At 46.1% G+C, this 22,867-nt stretch carries 21 protein-coding genes; 11 read left to right on the forward strand and 10 right to left on the reverse strand.

Annotation, left to right across the window (positions count from 1 at the left end):
- The first annotated feature begins 2 nt into the window (after positions 1 to 2).
- The 7 genes from trpB (at position 3) to AC55NX_RS10365 (ending at position 6,133) form a co-directional block, all read left to right on the forward strand.
- Positions 3 to 1,196, forward strand: a complete 1,194-nt coding sequence (gene trpB / locus AC55NX_RS10335; protein WP_496995654.1) for a tryptophan synthase subunit beta — start codon at positions 3 to 5, stop codon at positions 1,194 to 1,196.
- A complete protein-coding gene (trpA, locus tag AC55NX_RS10340) occupies positions 1,193 to 1,999 on the forward strand; it encodes a tryptophan synthase subunit alpha (RefSeq protein ID WP_496995655.1) in 807 nt (268 codons plus the stop codon). The genes trpB and trpA overlap by 4 nt, the downstream gene beginning before the upstream one ends.
- Before the next feature lie 239 nt (positions 2,000 to 2,238).
- A complete protein-coding gene (locus tag AC55NX_RS10345; RefSeq protein ID WP_496995656.1) occupies positions 2,239 to 3,555 on the forward strand; it encodes a dicarboxylate/amino acid:cation symporter in 1,317 nt (438 codons plus the stop codon).
- Positions 3,556 to 4,230: 675 nt separating this feature from the next.
- Complete coding sequence (locus AC55NX_RS10350) at positions 4,231 to 4,773, forward strand: septation protein A (protein ID WP_496995657.1); 543 nt, start codon at positions 4,231 to 4,233, stop codon at positions 4,771 to 4,773.
- Positions 4,774 to 4,926: 153 nt separating this feature from the next.
- Positions 4,927 to 5,328: an acyl-CoA thioester hydrolase YciA gene (gene yciA / locus AC55NX_RS10355; protein WP_059120625.1), complete on the forward strand. Its 402-nt coding sequence runs from the start codon at positions 4,927 to 4,929 to the stop codon at positions 5,326 to 5,328.
- A gap of 86 nt (positions 5,329 to 5,414) precedes the next feature.
- Positions 5,415 to 5,711: a YciI family protein gene (locus AC55NX_RS10360; protein WP_496995658.1), complete on the forward strand. Its 297-nt coding sequence runs from the start codon at positions 5,415 to 5,417 to the stop codon at positions 5,709 to 5,711.
- 20 nt (positions 5,712 to 5,731) lie between these two features.
- Positions 5,732 to 6,133 carry a GspS/AspS pilotin family protein gene (locus tag AC55NX_RS10365; RefSeq protein WP_496995659.1) on the forward strand — a complete coding sequence of 134 codons (402 nt, stop codon included), beginning with the start codon at positions 5,732 to 5,734 and terminating at the stop codon, positions 6,131 to 6,133.
- Between the two features lie 83 nt (positions 6,134 to 6,216).
- On the opposite strand, the gene metE is transcribed toward AC55NX_RS10365, so the two are convergent.
- Positions 6,217 to 8,532 (reverse strand): 5-methyltetrahydropteroyltriglutamate--homocysteine S-methyltransferase, encoded by a 2,316-nt coding sequence (gene metE, locus AC55NX_RS10370; protein ID WP_496995660.1) that lies wholly within the window; start codon positions 8,530 to 8,532, stop codon positions 6,217 to 6,219.
- 292 nt (positions 8,533 to 8,824) lie between these two features.
- On the opposite strand from metE, the gene AC55NX_RS10375 reads away from it, so the two are divergent.
- A complete protein-coding gene (locus tag AC55NX_RS10375; RefSeq protein WP_496995661.1) occupies positions 8,825 to 9,736 on the forward strand; it encodes a LysR substrate-binding domain-containing protein in 912 nt (303 codons plus the stop codon).
- A gap of 42 nt (positions 9,737 to 9,778) precedes the next feature.
- On the opposite strand, the gene AC55NX_RS10380 is transcribed toward AC55NX_RS10375, so the two are convergent.
- The 5 genes from AC55NX_RS10380 to AC55NX_RS10400 all read right to left on the reverse strand — a co-directional run bounded on the left by AC55NX_RS10380 (position 9,779) and on the right by AC55NX_RS10400 (position 13,981).
- Positions 9,779 to 10,504 carry an amino acid ABC transporter ATP-binding protein gene (locus AC55NX_RS10380; RefSeq protein ID WP_496995698.1) on the reverse strand — a complete coding sequence of 242 codons (726 nt, stop codon included), beginning with the start codon at positions 10,502 to 10,504 and terminating at the stop codon, positions 9,779 to 9,781.
- Positions 10,505 to 10,526: 22 nt separating this feature from the next.
- Positions 10,527 to 11,471, reverse strand: a complete 945-nt coding sequence (locus AC55NX_RS10385; RefSeq protein WP_496995662.1) for an amino acid ABC transporter permease — start codon at positions 11,469 to 11,471, stop codon at positions 10,527 to 10,529.
- A gap of 90 nt (positions 11,472 to 11,561) precedes the next feature.
- Positions 11,562 to 12,368, reverse strand: coding sequence for a transporter substrate-binding domain-containing protein (locus AC55NX_RS10390; RefSeq protein ID WP_496995663.1), 807 nt, complete (start codon positions 12,366 to 12,368; stop codon positions 11,562 to 11,564).
- A gap of 264 nt (positions 12,369 to 12,632) precedes the next feature.
- A complete protein-coding gene (locus tag AC55NX_RS10395) occupies positions 12,633 to 13,841 on the reverse strand; it encodes a trans-sulfuration enzyme family protein (protein WP_496995664.1) in 1,209 nt (402 codons plus the stop codon).
- Positions 13,841 to 13,981 (reverse strand): hypothetical protein, encoded by a 141-nt coding sequence (locus AC55NX_RS10400; RefSeq protein ID WP_496995665.1) that lies wholly within the window; start codon positions 13,979 to 13,981, stop codon positions 13,841 to 13,843. The genes AC55NX_RS10395 and AC55NX_RS10400 overlap by 1 nt, the downstream gene beginning before the upstream one ends.
- Before the next feature lie 45 nt (positions 13,982 to 14,026).
- Here AC55NX_RS10400 and AC55NX_RS10405 point away from each other — a divergent pair, with 45 nt between their 5' ends.
- The gene (locus AC55NX_RS10405) at positions 14,027 to 14,503 is read left to right on the forward strand and encodes an Lrp/AsnC family transcriptional regulator (RefSeq protein ID WP_496995666.1); all 477 of its coding nucleotides are present in this window, start codon (positions 14,027 to 14,029) and stop codon (positions 14,501 to 14,503) included.
- A 158-nt stretch (positions 14,504 to 14,661) separates the two neighbouring features.
- On the opposite strand, the gene AC55NX_RS10410 is transcribed toward AC55NX_RS10405, so the two are convergent.
- Both AC55NX_RS10410 and AC55NX_RS10415 read right to left on the reverse strand, forming a co-directional pair.
- Positions 14,662 to 14,859 (reverse strand): DUF4250 domain-containing protein, encoded by a 198-nt coding sequence (locus AC55NX_RS10410; protein ID WP_496995667.1) that lies wholly within the window; start codon positions 14,857 to 14,859, stop codon positions 14,662 to 14,664.
- A gap of 94 nt (positions 14,860 to 14,953) precedes the next feature.
- Complete coding sequence (locus tag AC55NX_RS10415; protein ID WP_496995668.1) at positions 14,954 to 15,670, reverse strand: HI_1241 family integral membrane domain; 717 nt, start codon at positions 15,668 to 15,670, stop codon at positions 14,954 to 14,956.
- 173 nt (positions 15,671 to 15,843) lie between these two features.
- Between AC55NX_RS10415 and AC55NX_RS10420 the strand changes: the two genes are divergently transcribed.
- Positions 15,844 to 18,063 (forward strand): YgiQ family radical SAM protein, encoded by a 2,220-nt coding sequence (locus tag AC55NX_RS10420; protein WP_496995669.1) that lies wholly within the window; start codon positions 15,844 to 15,846, stop codon positions 18,061 to 18,063.
- Positions 18,064 to 18,124: 61 nt separating this feature from the next.
- On the opposite strand, the gene serC is transcribed toward AC55NX_RS10420, so the two are convergent.
- Both serC and AC55NX_RS10430 read right to left on the reverse strand, forming a co-directional pair.
- On the reverse strand, positions 18,125 to 19,219 hold the full coding sequence (serC, locus tag AC55NX_RS10425; protein WP_496995670.1) for a 3-phosphoserine/phosphohydroxythreonine transaminase: 1,095 nt from the start codon (positions 19,217 to 19,219) through the stop codon (positions 18,125 to 18,127).
- 159 nt (positions 19,220 to 19,378) lie between these two features.
- Complete coding sequence (locus AC55NX_RS10430; RefSeq protein ID WP_496995671.1) at positions 19,379 to 20,632, reverse strand: DUF945 family protein; 1,254 nt, start codon at positions 20,630 to 20,632, stop codon at positions 19,379 to 19,381.
- Between the two features lie 267 nt (positions 20,633 to 20,899).
- Here AC55NX_RS10430 and AC55NX_RS10435 point away from each other — a divergent pair, with 267 nt between their 5' ends.
- Positions 20,900 to 22,852 carry an ATP-binding protein gene (locus AC55NX_RS10435; RefSeq protein ID WP_496995672.1) on the forward strand — a complete coding sequence of 651 codons (1,953 nt, stop codon included), beginning with the start codon at positions 20,900 to 20,902 and terminating at the stop codon, positions 22,850 to 22,852.
- Positions 22,853 to 22,867 lie beyond the last annotated feature (15 nt).

Consider the following 22,867-nt stretch of genomic DNA (forward strand, 5'->3'; position numbering starts at 1 on the left):
TCATGTCTAAACTTAACGCCTATTTCGGCGAGTTCGGTGGCCAGTTTGTCCCACAACTCCTGATTCCGGCACTCGATCAGTTAGAACAGGCTTTTATCGACGCTCAGGAAGATCCTGAATTCCAAGCCGAATTTATGTCGCTGCTCCAAGAATACGCAGGACGTCCGACAGCGCTCACTCTCACTCAAAATCTGACCAAAGGCACCAAGACTAAGCTGTATCTCAAACGAGAAGATTTGCTGCACGGTGGTGCTCATAAAACCAATCAGGTACTCGGACAAGCCCTGTTAGCCAAACGGATGGGTAAACATGAAATCATCGCAGAAACGGGCGCCGGGCAGCATGGTGTTGCGACAGCAATTGCCTGTGCTCTGCTGGGGTTAAAATGCCGAATTTACATGGGTGCCAAAGACGTTGAACGTCAAAGTCCGAATGTGTTTCGGATGCGTTTGATGGGTGCAACCGTTATTCCTGTCCACTCTGGATCGTCAACACTCAAAGATGCTTGTAACGAGGCGATGCGAGACTGGTCTGCAAGTTACGAAACGTCACACTATTTATTAGGGACGGCTGCTGGGCCTCATCCATTCCCGACCATTGTGCGGGAATTCCAACGCATCATCGGGGAAGAGACCAAACATCAAATTTTGGCACGGGAAGGGAAATTACCGGATGCCATCATCGCCTGTGTCGGTGGCGGCTCGAATGCAATTGGCATCTTTGCTGACTTTATCGACGAAAAAAATGTCCGTCTAATCGGTGTTGAACCTGGCGGAAAAGGGATAGAGACCCATCAACATGGCGCCCCACTAAAATACGGCAAAACCGGTATTTATCTGGGAATGAAATCGCCATTGATGCAGGATGAACACGGTCAGATTGAAGAGTCTTACTCTATTTCTGCCGGACTCGATTTCCCGTCAGTCGGTCCGCAACATGCTCATTTAAATGCCATCGGCAGAGCTGAATACGAAAACATCACCGATGACGAAGCATTGGATGCTTTTCAGGAACTGGCTCTCCGTGAAGGCATTATCCCAGCACTTGAGTCCTCTCATGCTTTAGCCCATGCCCTGAAGATGGCGCGTAGCGAACCCGAGAAAGAACAGACGCTGGTGGTGAACTTATCCGGACGCGGTGACAAAGATATTTTCACCGTCCACAAAATATTAGAAGAAAAAGGAGTGCTGTCATGAATCGTTACCAAACACTTTTCCAACAACTGACGGAAAAGAATCAAGGCGCATTTGTTCCTTTTGTAACCATTGGTGACCCCACCCCGTCACTCTCTTTAGAAATTATCAATACATTGATTGAAGCTGGTGCGGACGCACTGGAGCTGGGTATCCCGTTCTCTGATCCGCTCGCTGATGGTCCAACCATTCAGGGAGCGAATATGCGGGCACTCGAAGCACAAACTACCCCTGATATCTGCTTCGAGCTCATCACGCAAGTTCGGCAAAACCATCCGGATTTACCGATTGGTCTGCTTGTCTATGCCAACCTGGTCTACACCCGTGGCATTGACGACTTTTATCACCGCTGCCAACGGGCTGGTGTCGATTCAGTTCTGATCGCCGATGTACCAACCAACGAAAGTGAAGATTTTATTCGATCAGCAGAAAAGTATGGAATTGAACCGATTTTCATTGCTCCGCCAACGGCAGATCATCAAACGTTACAAACCGTCGCATCATACAGCAAAGGCTATACTTATCTCCTTTCTCGTGCGGGAGTCACCGGTGTGGAAACCAAAGCCGGAATGCCTGTAGATAACCTGCTGAAAACCCTGAAAGAATATCAGGCCCCTCCGGCATTACTCGGGTTTGGTATTTCAGAACCAGAACAAGTCAAACAGGCTTTGGCTGCAGGTGCGGCAGGCGCAATCTCGGGCTCGGCGGTAGTAAAAATCATCGAATCCAACCAACACGATGCCTCGGCACTTCTGACCCAACTCCATCAGTTTGTCTCTGAGATGAAAGCAGCTACACAGCTATAATCGGTTGAATCGGCGGTTTCTACAACAGAAACCGCCAATCATGCCACACAGGGCTATTCATACCCACTCACATGAACAATTATTTTACAATTGAAACATGACTCAGCATATTTTCCTACTCTTGATGTCTTTTGCCAAACGTTTGCGTAAATTTTCTATCTATTGAGATTTTTGATAACAGATACCTTGATCAGGAAAAGATATCAGTGTAAAAACCTAACCGGAATATTTACCCACAAATGTTAATGATGTTAGTGGGTAATCCTAGGAAATTGCAAATTCATAACACAAGGGTTACGGAAGTGTTAAAAGAAAAGAGTTTATTATCAAATATTGGTGTTCAGGTTGTCATCGCGATGATTCTGGGTTCGATTGTCGGTGCCGCCATGGGGCATGACGCCGCAATGTTCTCACCACTCGGGGCTATCTTTATCAATCTGATTAAGATGCTGGTCATTCCATTGGTTGCCGTTGCACTAATTTCAGGCTCTGCCGGTTTGGGAAACAGCCATTCCGCAGGTAAAGTCGGTGCCGTGACTCTGGGGTACTTTGCCATCACTTCTGCGCTGGCAGTTGCCTTAGCGCTATTGATGGGACACATTTTCCAACCCGGCATCGGAATCGATGTTTCCGGTGTTGAAGGGATGTTCTCTTCAGAATATGCGTCAAAAGGTGAACTCCCTACTTTTTGGGCGACCATTATCGGTATGATCCCAACCAATGTTTTCCAGTCGCTGAATAACGCAAATATTCTACAAATACTGGTGTTCTGCCTTTTCTTCGGTGTGGCGCTCGCCAATCAGAGTGAAGAAAGACGTTTACCAATTATCAATGGTGTCAACACGATTGTTGATGCAATGGTCTGGATGATCAACAAAGTGATGGTTATTGCGCCAATCGGGGTTTTCGGCCTGATGGCAGAAGCCGTCGGTACATTTGGTTTCAGTGCCCTGACTGTTGTGCTTAAACTCTTTGTCGTCTATGTTGCTGCCATTCTGATTTTTGGTTTCATTGTCTATCCACTGATGATTCAGGTGTTTACCAAAACATCAGCGCGTAAATTCATTGGTGCAATGAAAAAACCACAAGCTGTTGCCCTCTCGACAGCATCGTCAATGGCTACCCTGCCAGTGACCATGGATACCGTTGAAAACGACCTTGGTGTCAGAAACTCAACCGCATCGTTCGTTCTCCCGCTGGGTGCCACGATCAATATGTCCGGTAACGCAATTTACTACGGACTGGTTGCCATTTTCTTTGCTCAGCTATTTAACATCGACCTGAGCATGGGGTCTTACATCGCCATTATCGTGACAGCAACACTCGGTGCTGTCGGTCAGGCTGGTGTTCCCGGGCCATCTTTCCTCGTCGTTGCCGTACTGCTTGCAGCCGGAATTCCAATTGAAGGTCTGCCTCTGTTATTTGCTCTGGATCGTATCTTCGACATGATTCGTACCGCACTGAATATTACAGGTGATGCCGCCTGTGCGGTGATTGTCGATTCTCTTATCGAAGAGCCGGAAGCAGAAGAAAAGGCTGTTGAACAAGAAGCATAGTGATTCGTTTTATTGCGGATTGATTAAAAAACCACTCATCACTGAGTGGTTTTTTTTAACACATCCATCTGATTAATCAACATTCGCCTTTCCACCAGCAATAAAAAAACAGGTCAACGCTCATCACGGAACCTGCTTCATCAGCTCAAAAAAGACTCAATCTGTTCACTATTGACTACAGTGGCCAAGCTATTACAACTAGCTTTTTATACATGATGAATTTCCTTGTTATTAAAAATATATACATCACTCGTTGTTGTCATGATGAACCAGCGATATCCCACTGCCCTTATCTGCTGATTAAATATCACTTTTTTCTGAATTCAATTGAATGACTTATCAAGCGAAAACATTATAAATAGGTATATTACTGATGAAACGAATATGTACATGATGATCTGATCTAGATCTTAATAATCAATATGATATGTAAGGGATAAAATCGATCACATATGGTTATATTTTTAGTACCGAGAAACCCTATAGTGCTTATTTTTTATACATCTCTTTCGATGCAATCGCTCGCTGGAAACAATCGATAGAGGCAGACTCAGTCACAAATATTCAGATCAGTATCAAACCAGTCAGAAATCGTGACAAAACGTGATCTGACTATTCAGATACCTGCCAATTTTAGTTAGACTGTACCGCTCTTTAGTGAAGGACTGAATTCCCATGAAACAACTGATCGACTTTATTCCACTTATTGTGTTTTTCGTACTGTTCAAGCTGTACGATATCTATGTGGCAACAGGTGCCCTGATCATTGCCAGTGCTCTGCAAATCGCCATTACCTACTTTTGGTATAAAAAAGTCGAAAAAATGCAGGTTATTACTTTTGTTTTGGTCGCGGTGTTTGGTGGGATGACGATTTTCCTCCATAATGAAAATTTCATTAAGTGGAAAGTCACGATCGTCTATCTTGTCTTTGCCATCGGCTTGACCGTTACCCATCTCATGGGCAGATCAGCCATTAAAGGCATGTTAGGTAAAGAACTGCAACTTCCGGATGATGTCTGGTCAAAAATTAACTGGGCTTGGGTGCTCTTTTTTATTGCCTGTGCAGCGATTAATGTCTATATCGCTTTCAGACTCCCTTTAAATGTCTGGGTTGATTTTAAAGTCTTTGGTCTGCTGATCGCAACGCTGGTCTACACCTTACTAACCGGTGCATACATCTATACTCGCTTACCCAAAGATAAAGACAATCATCAGTAGTCCGAAAAACGTGAACTTGCATCGGTTCTTTCTTGATTCTGTGTGAAATCCGATGCACCTTCTGTTATTGTTTCGAAGTTGGATGAATTCATTATATTTGATTGATGGATTAACGCTTTTCCTGAAAGCGTTCAACATATGTAGTACGAAATTATGAAGTCTGAAGTGAATACTCCGAAAGGCCAACTCCTTTCACGAACGCTTGCGATGCCGGCGGATACCAATGCTAACGGTGATATTTTTGGCGGCTGGATTATGTCACAGCTGGATTTGGCCGGAGGCATTCTTGCAAAAGAAATTTCACACGGCAGAATCGTGACGGTTTCCGTTTCAAGCATTACTTTTAAGAAACCCGTCAGTGTCGGTGATGTGGTTTGTTGTTATGGCGAATGTGTCCGAATCGGTCGTAGCTCAATGTCAATTGAGCTTGAAGTCTGGGTTAAACCTGTTCATGCACACGGTATTGGTGAACGATTTCAGGTCTGTGAAGCCACATTTAACTACGTGGCCGTTGATAGTGACGGACGCCCGCGAATGATAGAGCTTCACCCATAAGATAAATCATTGTTCTCCCAAAGCCGCCGGCCGGAGAGTGAACCCAAGTCGAGTCAACTACCCGACTTTTATATAAGGATATAAATATGTGGTATGTCATATTTTCTCAAGATGTGGAAAACTCTTTAGAGAGGCGGATGGGTGCCCGGCCGCAGCATCTGGAAAGATTACAGCAATTACAAAATGAAGGGCGATTACTCACTGCAGGACCTCTGCCGGCAATTGACTCAGAAAATCCGGGAGAAGCCGGATTCACCGGGTCAACAGTGATCGCTGATTTTGCGTCTCTGGATGAAGCCAAAGCATGGGCGGATGCAGATCCTTATGTCGTAGCCGGTGTATATCAGTCTGTTATCGTCAAACCCTATAAACAAGTTTTTTAACGATCTGAGAATAGCATTTCATGACAAGAAAAATATGTATTGCAGTTGGGCTAAGTGCTCTCTTAATCGGTTGTAGTAGTAATAGTGAGCAAAAACAGCTGGAGCTACTTGCAACCACCCGCGCTAGTATTCTTCATGCTGAACTCCCGATTAAGTCCGGACCACTGTCCATCATGCGCGCCTCTTCAAAGGGGAATATCATTGAGATTATGATGATTTATAACAATGATGCACCTCAAGCCAAATCAACACAGTCACTTTTAGCTCAAAGTATTCAGAGTTACTGTGTCAATGCGGAAACCAAATCGAATCTCGATGCGGGTCTTGCCTATCGGATAAAAATCCGTAATACCCGTGGTCAGTTAATCATTGATCAAATGATTGACCAAAACACTTGTACAAAATATACACAGAAGCAATGACTCAGCGATTTATCTTTGTCAATTTGCTTTCGTCAAATGACCAAGGGCCCCGATATCGGGGCCCTTGGTTTATGGCAGTATCATCATGATGCGATCTGTTCTTCCCAACGCTCACGAAGTGTTTTGGCGGCTGCGACCATATTGCGTAATGCGGCTTCTGTTTCCGGCCAGCCTCTGGTTTTCAAACCACAATCAGGGTTTACCCATAACCGCTCTGCCGGAATGGCTTGCGCTGCCTTTTTCAATAGCTCAACCATCCACTCCTGAGATGGAATGTTCGGTGAGTGGATATCATAAACACCCGGACCAATCTCATTCGGATAATTGAAGGCCTCAAATGCATCGAGCAGCGCCATATTTGACCGCGACGTTTCAATTGTGATCACATCAGCATCCAAAGCTGCAACTGATTCAATGATTTCATTGAATTCACTGTAACACATATGAGTGTGGATCTGCGTTTGTGGCGCAGCACTAGACGCAGCGATACGGAAAGACTGAACCGCCCAATCCAGATAAGCCTGATGATCACGTTTCTTCAGCGGCAAACCTTCTCGAATTGCCGGCTCATCAATCTGAATAATATTGATACCAGCCGTTTGTAAATCAGCAACCTCATCACGCAGTGCCAGTGCGAGTTGCTGAGTAATCGTTTTACGGGTGATATCTTCCCGGGGGAATGTCCAGCACAGGATGGTAACAGGGCCGGTCAACATCCCTTTCATCTGTTTTGAAGTGAGAGATTGAGCATACTGCGACCATTCTACCGTTATCGGTTTTTCACGCTCAATATCAGCCACGACAATGGCAGGTTTGACACAGCGCGAACCATAACTCTGTACCCAGCCGAAACGGGTTGTCTGGAATCCGGATAAGTTCTCCGCGAAATACTCCACCATATCATTCCGCTCAGCTTCACCATGAACCAAGACGTCCAGTCCCAACGCTTCTTGCCGTTCAACTGCTTCATAAATATGTGCTTTCAACGCTGTTTTATAGTCGCTTTCAGACAAATGTCCCTGCTTAAAATCATTGCGCAATTTTCTGATTTCGCTGGTCTGAGGGAAAGAGCCGATTGTCGTGGTCGGCAAGAAGGGTAACCCCAATGCTTCCTTCTGATATGTGGCCCGCGCTGAATAAGGCAGTGCTCTTGTCGCCAGTGCTTCAGTAATCGCTTCGACCCGTTCCCGGACATGCGGTTTATTCACCTGCAGGGAGGCCCGGCGCTGTTCAATCGGGCGACTATAGTTCTGACACGCCTCAGCAGCTTTAATATCGCCGTCTAACGCAGCACCAAGTAATCCCAACTCGGCCACTTTTTGACGGGCAAAGGCAAACCAACTCCGCGTTTCTTCACTCAGTTCGGTTTCCAGTGAGAGATCAACCGGACTATGTAGTAGCGAGCATGAGCTTGCAACCCACAGACGATCACCAAACTGCGCTTTGAGAGGCTGTAACTGTGTTAGTAATGCCGCCAGATCGGCTCGCCAGACATTGCGTCCATTGATAACGCCAACAGACAGGATCCAATCGGCTGGGAGTTTTCCGGCCACTTCATCCAACTGCTGCGGTGCAGAGACACTATCAATATGCAGTCCATCGACCGGTAAGGCTGTCACACGATCGAACACATCAGTGATCGAATCAAAATAAGTGGTAAGCAACAACTTGATTCTTCCCGAGCTCCGTTGCACTTGTAATTGATCATAAGCAGACGGAAAAGCATCAAGCCATGCTTGCTCTAATTCCAGTGCCAAAATTGGCTCATCAATCTGAACCCACTCAACCCCTTGTGCTGCCAGTTTCTCCAGAATGGTTTGATAAGCCACTGTAAGCCGGGGCAATAACGATAACCGGTCAAATCCCTCTGTCACGGATTTCCCCAGATACAGATAACTCAATGGTCCCAGTAATACCGGCTTCACCTGATGCCCTTGCTGAATGGCTTCATCGACTTCATCAAATAGCTGTGACCAGCTCACCTCAAACGTATCATCGGCTGAAAATTCCGGCACGATGTAATGATAATTGGTATTGAACCATTTGGTCATATCCGAAGCAGCACTACCGCCTTGACAGCCACACCCTTGGCGGGACTGCCCTCTGGCAATTTTAAACAGTGTATCAATATTGATATCACCATCGCGGTGGCGTTGTGGCACATGGCCTAATAACAGAGACGTATTCAACACATGGTCATACCAAGCAAAATCACCGACAGTGACAAAACTGAGTTGATTGTCCGCTTGAAGTGCCCAGTTCTCGTGACGAATCGATGTGCCAGTTGCTGCCAACTGAGACTGATCAAGCTCTCCGCGCCAATACCCTTCTAAAGCAAATTTGAGTTCTCTTTTTTCACCGATACGAGGAAAGCCCAGAATATGTGTAGTTGTCGCCATGAATACCATCCTTTTGATTGATTATTGTTTGCCGTGAATATTTGATACGGATTGATCGGAATACTGACTGATCGTTCAGACACTTTAAGATGTCTGGATGGCTAAAATATCGTACAAAATGATTTCATTGCCAAACGCCAATTATTCAACCGATACATTAATAAAATTCATAATCATAAAAATAAATTGAAATTAACTAACTCATATCGACGTCCGGATGTTTACACGTGCTTGGTTTCAGCGTAATTTAGTAAAAATATTCAACATGATTTATCATGAATGAGGAAAACTCATGTTAGAAATCAAACATCTCAAGACATTGATTTCCCTTCGAGATACCGGTTCTTTAACCGCAACGGCGACCGCGCTGCACCTGACCCAGTCAGCCCTGTCTCATCAGATCAAAGATTTGGAGTCGCGGATTGGCAGTCCGCTGTTTCTCAGAAAAACACGACCGGTTCGGTTTACATCCGAAGGTGAAATTTTGCTACGACTGGCGGAGGATGTCTTACCGAGAATGGCTCAGGCAGAACACCAAATCGCCAGTCTCAAAGAAGATGTCAATGGGCGTCTGCATATGGCAATCGACTGTCATTCCTGCTTTCAATGGCTGATGCCAGCGCTCAAGGAGTATCAGCTTGGCTGGCCGGATGTGACGCTGGACTTTTCTTCCGGATTTGGTTTTGAACCACTCCCAGCACTGTTGGCGGGAGAGCTTGATCTCTTGATCACCTCGGATATTATGCCTCGCTCCGAAATCCATTATGAGCCGTTGTTTGATTTTGAAATGCGCCTTGTGACCGCAATCAATCATCCGCTAGCTGACGTTGCTGCCATTCAACCGGCAGACTTAGCCGGACAGACCATGCTGACTTATCCGGTGCCGAAACAGCGTCTCGATGTGTATAAACACTTTCTTCATCCGGCCGGTGTAGAACCGCTGAAATGGAAACAGGCAGACAATACGCTCATGCTGGTGCAGATGGTTTCAGCCGGCTTAGGGGTTGCAGCACTGCCCAATTGGGCCATCAGCGAATTTTCCCGCCAGCGCCTGATCACCAGCAAGCCTCTGGGACAAGGATTATGGCGGCGACTATTTGCTGCCGTACGACATGGGGAAAAAGAGAAACGTTATCTACAGGCTTTCTTTGCCACAGCACGGCAACAGTGTAAAACGCACTTAGAAGGGATAAAAATCGCCTGATAGAAATGACTTCCGCCAGTCAACAACTGGCGGAAAATTCAATTATAAAATTTTGGCAAGAAATTGCTGTAAACGGGGATGAGGCGGGGATTCAAACACCACCTGAGGCGTATCATCAACCAACAGGGCGCCTTCTTCCATGAACAACACGCGATCGGCGACCTCTTTAGCGAATCCCATTTCATGAGTCACGATCACCATCGTCATACCTTCTGCTGCCAATCCCTTAATGACATCCAATACTTCACCGACCATTTCAGGGTCAAGCGCTGATGTCGGTTCATCGAACAACATCAAATCCGGCTCCATCGCCAACGCCCGGGCAATCGCCACGCGTTGCTGTTGCCCGCCGGACAGATGAGAAGGATAGTTATTCATCCGCTCAGCCAGACCAACGCGTTTCATTAACGCTTTCGCAGTGGCTTCAACTTCTTTCGCCGGACGTTTAGCTACTTTCAATGGTGCCAGCATCACATTTTCTAAAGCAGTCTTATGGGGAAACAAGTTAAAGCTTTGAAACACCATCCCGACATTTTGCCGTAATTGATTGATATCCGTTGATTTCGCGTACATATCGACACCATCAACGATAATTGAACCTTCATTAATAGCTTCAAGTTGATTGAGTGTCCGCAAGAAAGTGGACTTGCCTGAGCCGGAAGGTCCGATAATCGCAACAACTTCGCCTCTTTTCACCGTCGCACTGACCGATTTCAGAGCATGGCAACCATTGGGATAAAATTTTTCAATCCCTTTGGCAACAATCATGTCTTCACCGGAATATTGATTATTAGTCACTAGCCGATAACCTCTTTTCTAACAGTTGGATCGCCCACGAGAGTGAGCCGGTGACGAGCAGATAAAGCGCGGCAACGGTAAACCAAACTTCAAAGGGAGCAAAACTACCCGCAACCACTTCCCGGCCGGCTTTGGTCAGATCGGTAATTGAAATCACCGAAACCAATGATGAATCCTTAATCAGATTAATAAACTGCCCGGCGAGCGGTGGCAACGTTCTCTTAAAGGCTTGCGGCAGTATGACATACAGCATGGCCTGCGGATAAGTCATCCCTAATGAACGAGCGGCCTCCATTTGACCACTGGATACTGACTGAATCCCCGCCCGGATAATTTCTGCGACATAAGCACCGGTAAATACAGACAGTGCCACGACGCCTGCGGTAAATCGATCCAAATCCAATACGGTACCGATGAAGAAATACACGATAAAAATCTGCACCAGCAACGGTGTACCGCGAATAATTTCGACATAGGTCAGGGAAAGATCCCGGGCGGTCTGATTTTTTGCGACTCGCATCAACCCGAAAATCAGGCCCAGAAAAATGGCAAAGAAGAGTGAGATGAAAGAGATTTTCACCGTCACCCAAAGCCCGACGGCTATCGGTCCGAATTTCCAATCTTCGACCCGGGCAACGGTATCCCCTTCGAAAATTAAATCACCATTACCAATCACTCGTTCATCATAGGACTTAATGACCTGATCGGGAGCTCCGTTATCAAATTTCACAATAATTTTATTGTCTTCGATAACAGACACACCATCACCGTGAGCTCGGATATTCTGCATCTCAGTATTGACGATATAGGGCCATAGTCGATCCCAATGCCAGTTATAATTAATTGTTTTGCCGGAGAAATAAATTCCACCCACCAGCAACACCATAATTACGGCATAAATTCCATGGCCTATCCAACGGCTGGATTTTGACTGCATTACAATGATTCTCTTCTGTTTACTGCTCAACCGGACAAGGGAAACCCCGAGTCCGGTACTTCATATTAATTGAGTATAGTCGCGAGGAAATTACTGAACATCCTTCAGCCAACTATCAGACTTGAACCATTTATCATAAATACGCTGGTAAGTTCCATCACCTTTCACCTGACGCAGGTAATTGTTCAGGAAATTGAGGAAATTAGGATCATCCTGACGAATTGCCCATCCCAGTGGTTCATAAGTAAACGGTGTATCCAGATGTGTCACCTGCTGTGGATGCTGCGCGACATAAATGGCATTATACGGTAAATCATACACATAGGCATCGGCTTTACCATTTGAGACTTGAAGTACGGCATCGATTTCAGTGTCATAAAGATCCAGCTTCGCTTTCGGGATATAACGTTTCGCGGCATCTGCGCCTGTGGTTCCCAGCTTACTGGTTAAAGTATATTTCGGATCATTAAGATCCTGATAACTTTTGATTTTGCCAACCAGTTTAGGCGAAATCAGTACCGACTGTCCGATAACAATGTAAGGGTCGGCAAAGTTAACTTTCAGATTACGCTCTGGTGTAATGGTCATACCAGAGATAATGATATCGCATTTGTCGGTCTGCAAGGCAGGAATGATCCCATCCCATGCGGTATTAACCGGTACAAATTTAACGCCGATAGAACGTGCCATATGTTTTGCCATATCTAAATCGAAACCGACAAAACGACCATCTTTGGTCTTCATTTCAAACGGCACATAACCAGCGTCAAAACAAGCTCTGAGTTCCCCTTTATTCAGGATGTTTTCCAGTGCAGATGATGCTGCATAAACCTGTGTCGTCAATGCCGAGCAGGCAAGTACCGCCCCGGCAATAGCTGATTTTAATATTTTATTCATACTGTCCCTTTATGATTTTTATATCTGTGACCATTTCCATCAAGAAATGCGATGTTGTGTTGTCAACTTTGCTGAATTATTCAGCAAAGTTATCTTTAACATAGTGCGACAGAACAGTAGCACTTTTCAATACTTTCGTCACAATTAATCACAACCTTGTCTACAAAAAAATCAAGCCAGACGGACAGCCCGTATCCACTTTTTACCTCTTACTACATCCTTATTCCGAGAGACTTCAAAGTGGTATAAACCGCGAAGAACCGATTAACGCAGTAACTGATCAAGCTCTTCAATGAGATCGTGCGGATTTTCCAGACCAATCGACAACCGCAATACTCCTTCTCCGGCATAACGTCGAAATTGTTGTTCCTGTTCAGCCGTCATCCGGTAGGTCGATGCCATCAAGTCGGCTGTTTTCAGCAAGACCGCCAGGCTACGCTGGTGACCGATAGAATAAGCGTAATAAAATAAACGAGCATCTTTGGCAAACCGTTGTGCAATGTCATCCATCGCATCGACCTGAAAAACGATAATCCCGCCTCCATAAGCCATCTGTTCCTTCGCCAGCACATATTGAGGATGAGATGTGAGCCCCGGATAATTCACTTGCTTCACCCGGGGATGATTCTCCAGCCATTGCGCGATTTGATACGCCGAATCACTAATGGTTTTCATCCGTGGATACAAGGTCTCGATACCACGCATAATCAGCCAGGCATTTTGTGCGCTAATCGTGATCCCAAAATGCGCTGCCGCTCTGGAACGAATTTTTGCAATCAAAGTTTTGTTCCCCGCGACACACCCGCCCAATGCATCGCCGTGACCATTGATAAACTTGGTCAGCGAGTGAATGACAAGATCGGCACCCAGTACTGCCGGGCGAGTAATCACCGGTGTCGCAAAGGTTGAATCCACGGACAGCAATACCTGATGCTGTTTGGCTAAATGCGCCAGTTGCGCCAAATCTGTCAGACGAAGTAATGGGTTACAAGGGCTCTCGGCATGGATCAGCCGGGTATTGGGACGAATTGCCTGCGTGACCGCATCGAGATCCGTCAGGTTCACCGGTGTGACTTCGATACCGTAATCAGGCAAGACTTCTCTTGCTAACTCATAAACAGCGGCATAACAGACATCACTGATAATCAAATGATCACCGGCACGCAACAGTGAAAAAAACACCGCTGACAATGCTGCCATACCCGTCGTCGTTGCATAGGCATCATCAGTACATTCCAATGCAGCAATGCGCTGTTCAAGCTGTCGGACGGTCGGATTGGTCCAGCCGGCATACAGAAAAGGCGTATCGGCCAAATCCTCAATCCCGTTGGCGGAAAACGAACCTTCCTCCGGTACAAAACAGTGATTGACCGACATTGTAATATTGGGGGTCGTGACTCCGGTTTGCTGATCCGGAAAAAAACCAGCCGAAAGTGCCAGTGTTTCAGGAGAATACGGTGGGGACTTAGACATCAGTACAAGCTTCCATAGGTTTCAAAATCGATACCGGCCAGACACGCTCTTTCACGCGCACCGTCTCGGCTCAAATAGTATCCGGTAAAAAAGTGCAGCTGAACGGAGAAATCATCAAATCTGGCTATGATTTTCTGCATATTTTATCGTAATATGCAGAAAATCCGCACCAGAGACCTTAAAATATGCAACTTGACTTATTTGATAAGAAAATACTGGATATCATGCAACGTAACTGTCGGCTGCAAACCGAACGGATTGCCGAACAGATTGGATTATCGGCATCCGCCGTACAACGCCGGATCAAAAAATTACGTCAGGAGGGAGTTATTCAACAGGAAGTGGCAATCATTGATCCGCAATATCTGATCAATCATATGAGCTTTTTAGCCGGTTTAGAGATCGAACGGGACAACTACCAGACACTGTCCCACTTCAAAAGTTGGGCTGAGCAGAAAGAAAATATCCAACAAATCTATTATGTGACCGGGCAGTTTGATCTGATAGTCCTGGTGACTGCGGCAACTGCACTGGAGTATGACGCATTCATTGAAACACTGATGCAGGAAAATCCCAAAATCCGCCGGGTCACGACCCATGTGGTGTTAGATAGTCCGAAACGCTCATTTTACACCCCAGTCAAAGATCATGAGTTTGTATGACGTCAAATCACAAGCAAACATACCCAATCATTCACATTATCAATGAATCAGGTGCATTGCCTCTTAAGACATGGCGGGAGTCACTGTCCGGCCATGTCTTATCCCCGCCCCATCCAGGGTTCAGTAACCTTCAAACGCGCTCATGCCAATGAACAGACTCAATGTTCGGCTTTGAATTGATTGGTCAGCGGATCATACTGATAACCCAGATGACCTAACTTATTGAGCACAGCTTGAGAATTAAACTCATAAGTGGTTACTAAATCGTCAAAACTTTCACATTCGAGCCGCAGTTTCTCATTGACGATACCAAGCAAAATCGAATTGTCTAAACGATCAATATTTGAAAAGTCCATCACTACCCTCCTTTCTGTGATTCTGAGGCCATCAGCCTGAATGAAATCAACCTCAAACCTCATGTAAGTGTAGTGCTAAATTGTGGCAAGCTGCCTAATAAAAATACAACTGATGAAATCCGGTCATTGACGTTAACAGTACCAAACAGGAAATACCCAACTGAATTTTATCCGCGCTTTTGGTCATGAGTAAATGCCACGACCAGATAATCACAGCGGTCACTAACAGAGAGAAACAGAGCAAAATCGAGTGCAACACATTTTGTAACTGAATCGGATCCATATTGGCAGTCAACGGTACAATACAAAGTGTCAATAACATTGCTGCCACAATCCCCGCAACGGGTAACAGTCGATGAAAAGCTTGCAGACGAGTTCTGGCAATCGTTAATAATAGATGGGCGGCAATTGCTCCTAACAACAAGCATGACAATACCAGTGAGATAGCGGCAATCCAGTTCGGGGCGGTCAGAATAGCATAAAGCAGGGTGAGACCGGCGACCCCGTTTGCAACCAGAAGAAGACTGAGAGGCCCTTCTTGTCGGGTTTTACCGGTTTTGACCTGAGAATAAAAATAGCCAACCAGCACAACATTCAATAACGTCCATAGATGCTGAGAAGCAACCAGCAGCCATAACACAAACAATAACGGTAAAATACGGTGAATTCGTCCCCGTTGCCCCGGACAAATTTCTCCTTTGGTCAAAACAAGCGTAAGAATGAATTGTGCTCCGACAGTCATAGGAAGCAATACGGCAATAAAAGCATTCAGCATAACGAAATCTGACATAAAATTAGATAGCGCGATCATACCAAAAACCCTGCCGGATGAAAGCTGAATGATGCAGAACTGTCGGGGTACATCGAGGGAACGATCCTCTAACGTGACAAATCAATACCCCGATTTATTTTGTGGATTGATGATGCTGGCAGCGCCTCTCACTTGCCGCTATAATGCCCGCCGCACATTCATGAGGTCAAAATATGCACAGCAACATCACGCCAATTCATCACTATGAACCCTATTGGGCCAAGTGCTTCGGTCACGCACCGTTTCTGCCAACCAGCAGACAAGAAATGGACCAGTTGGGCTGGGATAGCTGTGATGTCATCATCGTCACCGGTGATGCCTATGTTGATCACCCGAGCTTTGGCATGGCGATTATCGGCCGTCTGCTCGAAGCTCAGGGATTCCGGGTCGGGATTATTGCTCAGCCGGCATGGCATAATAAAGAAGACTTCATGACGCTGGGGCAGCCCAACCTGTTTTTTGGGATTACTGCCGGTAACATGGACTCGATGATCAATCGTTACACGTCAGATAAAAAACTGCGTCATGATGATGCCTATACGCCCGGAAATGAAGGGGGAAAACGGCCGGATCGCGCCACGCTGGTCTATTCCCAACGCTGCCGCGAAGCTTATAAAGAGACACCAATTGTTTTAGGGGGCATTGAAGCGAGCCTGCGCCGCGTCGCCCACTATGACTATTGGTCAGACAAAATCCGTCGTTCGATCTTATTTGATGCCAAGGCTGATATTCTGCTATTTGGTAATGCCGAGCGGGCACTGGTCGAAGTCGCTCACCGGCTGGCACAGGGAGAATCAATTCAGTCGATGACGCGTATTCGCGGCACAGCAGTGATCTGCTCTCAAGCGCCGGACACCTATCGAGTCATCGACTCTTCGCGGATAGAAAAGCCGGGTAAACCGTTTGTGCCGACCAATCCTTATCAGGCCGAACCCGCCTGTGAAACCAACACCAGTGAGGCGCAAGCCCAGCCAATTACGGTACGTCCCTCCCGCCACGATGCTGAAACCACGGCGGTACGTCTGCCGTCGTATGAAAAACTGGTCAATGACCGGATTCTTTATGCTCATGCGAGCCGGGTGCTCCATCTGGAAACCAACCCTTACTCAGGCCGTGCTTTAATCCAGAAGCATGGTGATCGGGAATTATGGGTCAATCAGGCACCGATTCCGCTTTCTACCGAAGAGATGGATTTTGTCTTTGGTCTGCCTTATGCCCGCGTTCCCCATCCTCGTTACGGAAAAGCGAAGATTCCGGCCTACGATATGATCAAAACGTCAGTCAATATTATGCGCGGATGCTTTGGCGGCTGCTCTTTCTGTTCCATCACTGAACATGAAGGGCGGATTATTCAGAATCGTTCAAAAGAGTCGATTCTGGAAGAGTTGCAAGAGATTCGCGACAAAGTTCCCGGTTTTACCGGAACAATTTCTGACCTCGGCGGGCCGACGGCCAACATGTATCGTTTAGGCTGCTCAGATCCGAAAGCGGAAGCCAATTGTCGGCGTCCTTCCTGTGTGTTCCCGGGGATCTGTCACAAACTCAATACTGATCATAAACATACCATCGATCTCTACCGTTCAGCCCGGGAGGTCGAAGGGATTAAGAAAGTCTTGATTGCTTCTGGTGTGCGCTACGATTTAGCCATTGAGTCCCCGGAGTATGTCAAAGAGCTGGTGACACACCACGTCGGCGGCTACCTGAAAATTGCCCCGGAACATACCGAAAAAGGGCCATTAGATCTGATGATGAAACCCGGTATGGGCGCTTACGAGCAGTTCAAAGCGATGTTCGAACAATACAGCGCAGAGGCCGGGAAAAAACAGTATTTGATCCCCTACTTCATCTCCGCTCACCCCGGCACCGAAGATGAGGATATGTTGAATCTGGCGCTGTGGCTGAAGAAAAATAATTTTGAATGCGATCAGGTTCAAAATTTTTACCCATCCCCGATGTGTAACGCCACAGCGATGTACCATGCAGAGACGAATCCGCTCAAACGCGTCAAGTATAAAAAGCGCGATGTTGTACCGGTCGCCAAAGGAGAGCGCCAGCGCCGTTTGCATAAAGCATTACTTCGCTATCATGATCCGAATAACTGGCCGTTAATACGACAAGCATTGGTTGATATGGGCAAAAAGCATCTGATTGGTGACGCCCCTCACTGCCTGATTCCGGCAGAAGACCAACAGAAACAAACACCGGCACAACGTCGAAAATCCGGCAGACATGGGGCGAATCGTTTTGCGACCAAACATACCAAATCTCAACCTGGATTTGCGCCATTGCGCGAGGGCCGCAATCAGTCTCAGAAAACGCCATCTCAGCCAGCCAAGTCGCAACAGCAACGGGACAAAAATCCAGCGAAATCAAAACGGGTCCGATCATCATAAGCCATAAAAAAACGCAGCAATTTTGCTGCGTTTTTTCAATCAATCGGCTGTGAATTCAGTATTATGCGTATTCCGCCTCGAATTCTTGCATAAATGCAACCAATGCCTGAACACCTTCTAGTGTCATTGCATTATAAAGTGACGCCCGCATACCACCCACGACACGGTGACCTTTCAATGCCACCAAACCTCTTTCTTTGGCCAGTTCAAGGAATTTGCCATCCAGTTCAGGGTTTGCCAACTGGAACGGAACATTCATTCGAGAACGGTTATTCGGATGAATCGTGTTACGGTAGAATGGCGACTGATCAATGTAACCATAAAGTACCTCGGCTTTTTCACGGTTGACCTGCTCAATCGCTTTAACCCCACCCTGATTTTTCAGCCATTTAAAGACCAAACCAGAAAGATACCAAGCATAGGTTGGCGGGGTATTAAACATGGAGTCTTTTTCCGCCAGTTCTTTATAGTTCAGAACACTCGGTAACATCTTATGAGCCAGTTCAAGTAAATCATCCCGAACGATAACGATCGTAATCCCCGCCGGTCCGATATTTTTCTGGGCACCGGCATAAATCACCCCGTACTGACTGACATCAATCTCCCGCGACAGAATATTGGAAGACATGTCTGCCACAATCGGTTTATCCGTAACCGGCAGATCATTAATCTCAATGCCATCAATGGTTTCATTCGGACAGAAGTGAACATACGCTGAGTCTGGAGCAACCTGCCATTCACTGGCTGGTTTCACGGCCATTTGTCCGTCAATTTCAGTTTTGGCATCAAATAAATCGATGTCGCAGTATTTATTCGCTTCATCAATCGCACTCTCTGCCCAGTATCCGGCATCAATATAAGTCGCCTTGGTTGACTGACCCAATAAGTTCAATGGCACCGCCGCAAATTGTGCTCTGGCCCCCCCCTGACAAAACAGGACTTTATAATTATCAGGAATATTCAACAGCTCCCGAAGATCCTGCTCCGCCTCTTGGGCGACTTGAATAAACTCTTTACTGCGATGGCTGATTTCCATCACGGATGTGCCCAGTTGATTCCAGTTGATAAATTCGGCTTGCGCCTGTTCCATCACGGCTTTTGGTAAAGCTGCAGGGCCTGCACTGAAGTTATACACGGTGTCAGACTTTAACTTCATGGGTTCGTTGCTCCTACGGTCAATCATGCATTTATAATAGAAGCCTTGATTAATATCACTTTTCCGGTGACAAAAAAAGCAGAAAAGAGGCGAATTGCCTCTTTTCGAATGCTGGTGCTGAAATAACCCAGAATAAATCGATTGAACGATAAAAAATGGTTACATTTGCATCATCGCTGACATCAATATTGCCATCAGCGGCACTTTCTTCCCACTGTCAAAAACAAGGTCACCATCTTGTACGGTTGCGTTCATCTGATAGGCATCACCATTTTCCTGCATCATTTGCATGGTCACTAGCTCATCGACACCTTGCCGCAATACTGGGAAAGCATCGGTAACGGCTTTCGGCACTTGACTTTCTACATGCCCTGTCAGTTTTTTGACGACGGCCAGCGGATCTTGCATAGTTTGTTGCATATCTTCTGGCAATTGCAGATCAACTTTGGACTCTATTTGTCCTTGTGCTAAACCGATATCCAACTGTTCTAACGCAATTGAAAACCCTTTAGAAACCAGTTGATCAAGCGCTTGCTGTAAATTTTGCGCATCAGTCGGCGTGATATCGGCATAATGCTCCAATATTTCAGCAATCTTCGCCAAACTAGCGACATCAAGCTGTCCCATCGAGAAAATCACATTCAGATGTTCAACTACACCATCCTGAGCCGAAATTTTGGCAATGTTAAATTGTTGACGAGTATCGTATCGGGTCCGATCGGCATCCATAGATGAGGTGTTCTGATACCCAACATTCTCTAAAGTAAAATCTCCCAGACCAGAGTCATCAGACATCACGGTCTTATCGACCTGGAGCGTTTGAGAACCAATCCAGAATCCTTTCTCTTTTTTACCCTGACCATTGCCATAAAGATTATTCACCTGAATCTGAAGATCAGCATTACTAAACTGCACAGATGGGATATCCAGCTGATAATCAATTTCACCTAACGTTGTAACATCTCCAGACAATGACATTGGCGTGAATGTCATCGACCATGTATTGCCCTGATAATGCGTCACTTGGCTATCCACTTCAAAATGGGTATTGCCGTTGAGCTGTGTCCGGGTCACGATTTTTATCGGCTGATCCGGCTGATTGTCTAACTGAGTGACGGCATGAATAGAAAGAAGGCCATGTTGCATATCACTGTTCAAAATCCATGACGTAGGTAAATCATCATCCTGCATCTGTGCTTTTAAGCCCGGGTCAGTCACCTGAATCTCAGTTTTAACCTGTGACGAAAGATATCCACGGTCATAACTCAGCACTTTTGCCGTTACCAACTGATTATCAATATTGCCAATATTGTCTTTAAACACTCTTTCGGCTATCTGTCCGACGACTAATGGCCAGGAAGCCACCAAGCAGACCGCACCGCCAACTGCTGCGATTTTTTTAAGTTGATTCATAACACAGGATCTCTTTAGTTTATTGTCTATCATACATACTCAAATCACCTTGCAACTGATACACATCCGTTTAAGCAGAAAAGTTATTTGAATATTTATTGTTACACTTTCAATGGTATCCATCGATGAGATTCACATCAATCATGCAATCCAGACTGTTTCATTTCTTTTCACCGACAAACCGCTCATTATAGAACTTAGCTCTCATCCCCATCCGTAAAACCTTGGTAAAGTTTCAGAAAGGATATTCTTATCTGTGAGAGCTTTGTGAACCACTACGCGATTATCTGCTTAGATAACAACCCGATCAGTGTGGAACAGTATCAGCATGAACTGACCCCTTTTACTGGCCTGTTCGATCTATATTGTGTCGATTCGATCAGCGACGCGCAGTATACACTGGATTTTATTCATGAACGTTCACAAATTGTCGCTTTAGTGATCGCCTGCCACCATGATGCGCTCAATGGCGCAGATTTCTTGATTCAGCTTGACAAGCAGCCCCACACCAAGGATGCCAGAAAAGTGCTCATTAGCGCGGGAAAAGATATTCAGGTCATTCTATCGGCGGTCAATGAAGGAAGATTGGACCACGCGCTCACCAAGCCACTACCCAACCAAATATTGTACCAAACCGCCAACAAAGAGCTGACCCGGTTTATTCTCGATGCCGAATCTGACAACTTATTAGACTACAGTCAAGTGCTCGACCAGAAACAACTCTTGCGCGCCCATGTCGATAATTCCATGCGACATTTCCGGCAGGGATTTATTCATGATTATCATCAGATGAGTGATACTGAACTGGCAGAAAAGGTGATCGTTCTCCTGTATGCCTTCTTTGAGCAAAAAGATGAAACCCACGCGTGCCGGACATACTCCCCCAATCACCTGCTCACCCGGGAAGGAGAAGAAAATCAGTTTCTCTGGTTTATCACTCAAGGAGAAGTGGCACTATTTAAGCAAGATGAACTCGGCCATGAACGCGAAGTCGTCCGGCATCCAAAAGGAAATCTGGTCGGTGGGATGTCATTTGTAACCGGCGAACCTTCATTCTCAACAGCTGTCACACTCACCAAAACTCATGTTATCAAGCTTGATCGAGAGGTTTTTGCCAAGGTGATGCATTCCGACAGTCAACTATTACCGCTGTTCACCAATCTACTTTTACGTCATTTTAACCGACGCTTACAACGCAGCATTACCACAAAACTTGAATTACAGAAAACGCTCGAATCACTGGAGGCAACCCAGCAACAGTTAGTCGAGCGGGAAAAGCTTGCCGTCCTCGGTCAGCTTGTGGCCGGGGTCGCTCATGAACTGAATAACCCTGTTGCAGCGATTCTACGCGGTGCTGAAACACTGGCGGAACAAATTGAATGGGTGTTCAATACACATACACCGGCATTGACTGAGCAAGCAACGGCATTACTGCACCGTGCCATGACCGTCACCCCGCTTTCAACATCAGAAGAGAGACAACGGGTGAAAGCGCTGCAAAATCAACTACCGGATCACAGTCTCGCCAAGAAATTGGTCAAATTACAACTGGATCATGATCGTGATCTCATCGAACAACTCAGAATGGAAAAGACCGAGGCCAGAGCGTACGTTTATCAACTCGAACATTATATGAAAACCGGGAATGCGCTGCGGTCAGTACGCATCTGCGCTCAACGGATCACAGATATGGTCAAAGGCCTGAAAAGTTATGCGCGAGCAGACGACGAAGGCTATCTGCCCGTCAATATTCATGAGGGACTTGAAGATACTCTGGTCATTTTTGAAAACCGACTTAAACGATATCAACTGATCAAAGAATATGCCACAACCTCACTGGTTTACGGCCAACCCACGGCGTTACAGCAAGTCTGGGTCAACCTACTGTCGAATGCACTCGATGCCCTTCCTGAACACAATGGCAAGATCGAAATACATACTCGTCAGGTCGAATATCAAAATCGCGCTTACCTGTGTGTCACTGTAAGCGATAATGGAACAGGTATTCCGGCTGAACTCCAGGAGAGGATTTTTGAACTAAACTTTACCACCAAAAAAGAGGGAAATTTCGGTCTCGGGATCGGTCTTTCAGTCTGTCAGCAAATTATTCAACAACATCAAGGCTGGATTCAGCTCAATTCACAGGTGGGCGAAGGCACAACGATTGATGTTTATCTGCCCCTCGTCCAGCCGGACATTGATAAACACATGCAATCATGAATAGTGATGATCAAG

It is taken from the genome of Vibrio rubrogenes, assembly GCF_059641415.1.

What these genes read in the sequence shown, in the direction of transcription:
- AC55NX_RS10360 (WP_496995658.1), top strand. Translation starts at nt 5,415, where the DNA reads ATGTGGTATGTCATATTTTCTCAAGATGTGGAAAACTCTTTAGAGAGG.
- AC55NX_RS10390 (WP_496995663.1), bottom strand. Translation starts at nt 12,368, where the DNA reads ATGAATAAAATATTAAAATCAGCTATTGCCGGGGCGGTACTTGCCTGC.
- AC55NX_RS10395 (WP_496995664.1), bottom strand. Translation starts at nt 13,841, where the DNA reads ATGTCTAAGTCCCCACCGTATTCTCCTGAAACACTGGCACTTTCGGCT.
- yciA (WP_059120625.1), top strand. Translation starts at nt 4,927, where the DNA reads ATGAAGTCTGAAGTGAATACTCCGAAAGGCCAACTCCTTTCACGAACG.
- AC55NX_RS10350 (WP_496995657.1), top strand. Translation starts at nt 4,231, where the DNA reads ATGAAACAACTGATCGACTTTATTCCACTTATTGTGTTTTTCGTACTG.
- AC55NX_RS10400 (WP_496995665.1), bottom strand. Translation starts at nt 13,981, where the DNA reads ATGCAGAAAATCATAGCCAGATTTGATGATTTCTCCGTTCAGCTGCAC.
- metE (WP_496995660.1), bottom strand. Translation starts at nt 8,532, where the DNA reads ATGGCGACAACTACACATATTCTGGGCTTTCCTCGTATCGGTGAAAAA.
- AC55NX_RS10430 (WP_496995671.1), bottom strand. Translation starts at nt 20,632, where the DNA reads ATGAATCAACTTAAAAAAATCGCAGCAGTTGGCGGTGCGGTCTGCTTG.
- AC55NX_RS10405 (WP_496995666.1), top strand. Translation starts at nt 14,027, where the DNA reads ATGCAACTTGACTTATTTGATAAGAAAATACTGGATATCATGCAACGT.
- AC55NX_RS10345 (WP_496995656.1), top strand. Translation starts at nt 2,239, where the DNA reads ATGTTAATGATGTTAGTGGGTAATCCTAGGAAATTGCAAATTCATAAC.
- AC55NX_RS10420 (WP_496995669.1), top strand. Translation starts at nt 15,844, where the DNA reads ATGCACAGCAACATCACGCCAATTCATCACTATGAACCCTATTGGGCC.
- AC55NX_RS10380 (WP_496995698.1), bottom strand. Translation starts at nt 10,504, where the DNA reads ATGATTGTTGCCAAAGGGATTGAAAAATTTTATCCCAATGGTTGCCAT.
- AC55NX_RS10385 (WP_496995662.1), bottom strand. Translation starts at nt 11,471, where the DNA reads ATGCAGTCAAAATCCAGCCGTTGGATAGGCCATGGAATTTATGCCGTA.
- trpB (WP_496995654.1), top strand. Translation starts at nt 3, where the DNA reads ATGTCTAAACTTAACGCCTATTTCGGCGAGTTCGGTGGCCAGTTTGTC.
- AC55NX_RS10415 (WP_496995668.1), bottom strand. Translation starts at nt 15,670, where the DNA reads ATGATCGCGCTATCTAATTTTATGTCAGATTTCGTTATGCTGAATGCT.
- AC55NX_RS10365 (WP_496995659.1), top strand. Translation starts at nt 5,732, where the DNA reads ATGACAAGAAAAATATGTATTGCAGTTGGGCTAAGTGCTCTCTTAATC.
- trpA (WP_496995655.1), top strand. Translation starts at nt 1,193, where the DNA reads ATGAATCGTTACCAAACACTTTTCCAACAACTGACGGAAAAGAATCAA.
- AC55NX_RS10375 (WP_496995661.1), top strand. Translation starts at nt 8,825, where the DNA reads ATGTTAGAAATCAAACATCTCAAGACATTGATTTCCCTTCGAGATACC.
- AC55NX_RS10410 (WP_496995667.1), bottom strand. Translation starts at nt 14,859, where the DNA reads ATGGACTTTTCAAATATTGATCGTTTAGACAATTCGATTTTGCTTGGT.
- serC (WP_496995670.1), bottom strand. Translation starts at nt 19,219, where the DNA reads ATGAAGTTAAAGTCTGACACCGTGTATAACTTCAGTGCAGGCCCTGCA.